Source organism: Endozoicomonas sp. ALC013 (assembly GCF_049310205.1).
Classification (GTDB): Bacteria; Pseudomonadota; Gammaproteobacteria; order Pseudomonadales; family Endozoicomonadaceae; genus Endozoicomonas.
In genome coordinates this window covers 1-5,423 of record NZ_JBLYNS010000218.1, presented here as the reverse complement: position 1 = coordinate 5,423, position 5,423 = coordinate 1, and the positions used below count along the sequence as shown (strand labels likewise).

General features: G+C 51.6%; 1 protein-coding gene. It reads right to left on the bottom strand.

The annotated features are described in order from the left end of the window. Positions 1 to 18 precede the first annotated feature (18 nt). A partial coding sequence (locus ACO6V1_RS22125; protein WP_422468617.1) for a hypothetical protein occupies positions 19 to 5,423 on the bottom strand: 5,405 nt, incomplete at its 5' end.

Here is a 5,423-nt window from a genome sequence, read left to right as displayed (position 1 = left end):
GGCTATTTATCTACTCGGTCAGCCTCCCAGGGCCGGAAAGTCCTCCGAAAGCTTCGGATTTGCCGGGGCATTAAGCCGACGTTTTGACCTGTCCATCTCTTTTATACGACCAACAGGCAATACACCCTGCGAAGAGTGCGGCAACGGATTTGCCCGGGAATTGACCGGCAAATCCTGCTTTACAGGAGCCCCTGTTCCGAACATCTTATTGGCAAAATCAAAGTCCCGGGCCATCATCAACCGGATGTCATCGGGCACATCCATGTCACCGACCAGCTTACGTACCGTCCCTACCACCTCTTCAGTAAACTTTTGTTCGGGCTGTTTTTCAGTGCCGGGACTGTAGATACTGCCATCAGGATTACTCTGACTGTTCTGCCAGAATTCCTGCAAGCGCTGGAATTGATAACTCTGGTAAATCGGCTCCAGCACTTTGCCATCCTCCGGGTTAGCCAGCCAGGAGCTGGTGGGTGTGGTAGAGATCAGATGCAACAGGTAGGGCTGTCCCGCTGATTCAGTGGTAACTCCGGATCTGTTCACCAGTTGCACCGCTCTTTCCGGAAGTGCTTCCACCAGGTTGGCAACCAGGAATAACAGACGGGACAGATCCTGCGGTCCAGTTGCATTTCCCTTCACACGATTAACCAGCAAAACCAGACTTTCCAATGGAATCTTCCTGGCCAGAATGGAGTGTGACGGAGCATTACCCAGCCGGAATTCTTTGACCACCTGATCAATGACCTTACCAAGCAGGATAAGATGATATTTTGGATTTTCATCGATTGATACCGTCCGCAGCGCACTCAGCAGCTCTTCATGGGTATCACTGTGAATGGACAAAGGACAGGGGTTAAATAAGCCATTAATAAATCGCAGGGCATTAAATGACCCAATTCCCCTTTCACCTTCCAAGGCAGGTGTATAGGGAGCGCCTTTGAACGACATCGGTATTGCAACAGGTACGGTGAAAAATTGCAGAATGCGATTGGCCGTTTTGGCTAACCAGCGGGTAATCGGGTTTGACCTTTCTTCAGAGAATAGCGTTAACTTTAACTTGATAACCGCCTTGCCATCATCTGCCAAAGTGAGTCCGGGATTGTAGGCCTTAAGCGTATTTTTAAACATGGCTTTACATACCTTACCGAAACGGCCGGCATGAACACGGATTGATTCAATATCATCCAGAGTTCCTGTGGTATTGTTAATAGCAACTTTGGCATCGACTTTAATAGGCCCGCCAATCAGCCACCCGGCAAAACGACTCAACCGGTCGGGCTTCAGCAGTGTTGTTACATCAGCGTAGCCATTGCGATGTCGGTCAAGGTGAATATCCGCCTCGACATGATCAACCAGGCCATGGCCTGCCAGATTCACTTTTACTGATTCAATGGTTGGATGTCCATCCTGCGGCCCGGCACTGATATCGATGTAAGGTCTTGGAGCATACTTATGTATGTTAAGAGAGAGTTTCAGGTTGCTAAGGCCAAAACTGAGAATATCTTCTCCGGGGCCGTCCAGAATATTGTCGTGAAACTCACCCGTAATTTGATCAACATTGAAATCAATATGATCTGGTGTAAATGTCTCCAGCAGACTCCTGGCTAAATCGGCAGGGCTCATCGCAGGGGCAGCTGCTAATAGAGCGGCTTTGTACAACTTGCTTTTTTCCGGTAATTGATAGGAAATGGTGACTCCGGTCACTTCGATATCAACATCAACCTGATTTTCATTCTCAAATATCAGATCCATTTTGCGAATCTGAATAGAGCCATCCTTCATTTTCGTCAGGTAAGCCTGAATATTCTTAAACACCCGACCATCAATGATGACCCGGTCAATCTTCACCGGTTCATTGAGGTTTCCGCCCAAACTCTCATAGGTTTCCGTCGTCTGCATCAGGAAACATAAAATTTTCGGGAGCTCCCTGGCCACACAGCTTTTTGGTTGAACCTGCAAAACGCCAGACGTAATCTTACCCGGATCAAAGCGGTGGGCAAAAGCTGCCGCCAGTTCTGCTGCCAACTTATTGAAGTCAATGTCCTGTGCTTTATTTCGTGCCAGCAGTAATGCTTTATCCTGAACCGCCTGACGTACGGAAGGCATAACCTCCTCCACGGTTTTATCAATCAGGGGATTCACCAGAGATGAGATGTCGGCACCATGATCCCGGACCCAACCAGAACAGCAGTTACCCGTGTAAGTCATAGCCCGGGTCAACACCTGATCAATAATGGGGGTCAGGTAAGGCGTCATATCATCAACTGCACGTTTACATTCTGTCTCTCCCTCTTTTCCAGCAACCTGCTTTGCCACAGCATCGACAACAACCCGGGTAACCGTTGTGCGAATCTGGTCGGTAAATACTCCAACGAAATGGTGTAAATTAGCGTCGTTACTCAACCAGAGAGCAATATTTTGAATAATATCCGCCTGAGCCTGCCTGAGTGTTTCGGCCATCGCCTTCTTTATTGGCTCGATAACCTCTAACTCAACCCCTTGTTGATGACGGATAATCCATTCCCCCCCATTAGCCATCATATGCGTTAACATTTTATCAATGGCTTTATGCAGCTCCGGTGTCGCTGCCAGGGCATTGGCTTTGATCCATTTTTCCATGCTTTCCCGGATAAAACCCTGGCCATGATTCAGGGCCTTATCGATAGCACCATCAATATGCGGCATTAATAATGCCTCCAGGTCCATTGGTGCTGGAGCTCCGACATTCACATTCTTCAAAAGCGCCTCAATTGCGTTCTGGATGCCATCTGCATTGTTATAAACGGCAGTAGCCATACCCTCAATCGCATCGGCAACCGCCTGGCCTAAATAGTTAGCCGTAAGACTTTGCACATGGAGGTTGACGGCTTCGGTAATGCCAGCCGCATTGCCATCGGATGGTTCTGCAAGCGTCCCGATACCGTATTCAGTCCCGGCACTCACCGCTTCCTTAACCATTCGCTGAACATGGGGAAGAACGATTGGGAAAATAGACATTCTGGAGCTATCTGCGTCGTTCCCGGATTTCAACCGCAGATTGTCTGCCCATGCCTTACGACGGAAGATATCAGCGCCTTGAGTAATCACTTCCGTAATGCCCTTGCTCAGGTCGGGTATCAGGTCATCCATCACTTGAGACTGACGAGAGTGGCCGTCTTTCTCAGTGGCTGTATTCACCCCTTGAGCAGGTGCTATTGTTTCAGCAGCCCTGCGCAGGGTAGCGACTACGTCACCCTTATCCTGCTGACTATCGTTGACCGCAGAGCGCAGAGTCGCCAGCCGATCATGCAGGATGGATTCCAGCTCCGGGGCCGCCTGTTGCATCATTGCCCGAACATGGACTTCCACATCGTGCCGGAGCACCGTTCTATGCTGACGTATCCAGCCTGACAGTTGATCCACACCGTAACCGGCCAGTTGTTCCAGTACCTGTCCCCTGTTGAGTTGATTCTGCAAGAAAGGAAGCACTGCATCCCTGAGAGTCCGGGACTGTGATGTCTGCTGTACGCTCTCTGCGACCAGGCCGGAAGTACCCGTCACTGTCGGTACAACCAGGCCATTCAATCTGCGCACAAGAATATCCAGCAATTTCTGCCGGTTCGGCTGCTGTTCTGTCGTGGTATCTTCTTTAGCCAGCCAGCCAAGCACACCGTCAATAACCGCCTGCTGGATCACCACCGCCTGCTCGGTAATGGCATCAATCACCCTGGGGACGACCACCTCATTATCAGCAAACAGACCGGTTGCCAGTATATCCAGCCACCTGGTGCCATCAGCGATCCCCTGCAATGTCAGGTCACTGGCCATTGCTTTCACACTGTCGTAAGGCAGACCTTCCAGAACCGCTTCCAGCTGGTCTGCACCGCTGTGCAGCATCTCGGCCAGGCCTGTTTTCAGCATGTCATCAACTTCGGTGCCAATAGTCGTACGTTGACCCGAAGCTACCTGCCCGACAGTTTGCGGCTTCTGTGTCGAAGCGGGCAAATGCACTTTATCCGGGCTAGCCGGTACCAGTGCTTGTTCAGCTGCCTTCTTTACGTCACTCACAGTTTGTTGTTGCCAGGCAGCAGACAACAGCTTTTCGGTGATACTTTCGACAACGTTTGTCGTAAGGAATGGTGATACGACGCCGGTCAGTTTAGCGATGCTATCCCCGGACAGCACAACACCGTTGCTCTGGTGGTTGCCAGACGGCATGCCATGGTGTTTGGCAACAAACCCGGCACCTTCTTGAACGGCGACCTTGATAACCTTGCCAAAGCTGTCAGACAGAATTGACCTGGCCACTTCCAGTTGTTTTGTTTCATCGATGGTCAGCTTGATTAAATCGCCGACCATTTCGCTGGCCTGCTCTGCTGCGGCCTGACGGGCATCATGCCAGTGGTTCTGCTGTTTTTGATGGTTAGTTGTCGTTTTCTTCACACTGGTGACAGCAACATCTCCGGCCCTTTCCTTTGGCTTCTGCGCTTTTGCCGCCTGGCGCAGGTCAGCCACTACGTCGTGCTTATTCTCTGAACGCTTTCTCATTGCGGCGGCCAGTGCTTGCAGTCTTGCGTGCAGGAGCCCTTCCAGTTCCGGTACGGCTTTGTCCATGCTTGCCCGGGTCAGTACTTTTACATCCTCTGCAAGGTCGTCCTTATGCTGGCTGACACTGTTTACCAGCGCATCGACTCCGTAAGTGGCCAGCCGTTCCAGTACCTGACCTTTCTGAACCTGGTCCTGTACGAACGGCATTACGGCGTTTCTGAGTGCGGTGGATTCTGATGCCTGGTTTCCAAGTGCCGCTGCTTCGCCCGTCACGCCGGTCAGCAGTGGTTCTACCAGAGTATTCCCACGGCGAACCAGAATCTCCTTTACGACTTCCAGGTTTTGCTGTCCCGATGCCTGATCCACGGTTGATAACCAGCCAAGCCCGTGAGTCGCCAGGGTCTGCACCAGCGACTCTGCCTGTTCGGTTAACTTATCAACTACCCTGGACACGACCCGGGCATCACCGGCAAACAGGCCGTTCACCAGCTCACCTACCCAGATGGCACCATCGTGTATCCCTTGCCGGGTCAATTCCCCAAGCACCGCTTCGGCAGTAGTGTATGGGTGTTTTTGCAGAAGTGATTCCACCTGATCGGCCACCGCGTTGACCATACCGGCAAGCCCTTCACCCAGCATTCGGTCAACTTCACGGGCTATCATCGTGGCTGAGTCTGCGGTTTCCACCTCGGCAGTGATCTCGGTAACAGTTGCTGTTTTCCAGTCTGCGGATTGCAACCGGTCACTCAGCAGTTCAACCATTAATTCAACCGTGGCTGTGGTCAGAAACGCCGGTAATTGTTCGGTCAGCGCCGTGCCGCCCTCTAAGGCATTCACGTCGTCACATTGCTCACCGTTGCGCCTTGCGGTAAACAGCGCCCCTTCTTTGACGACAAGAC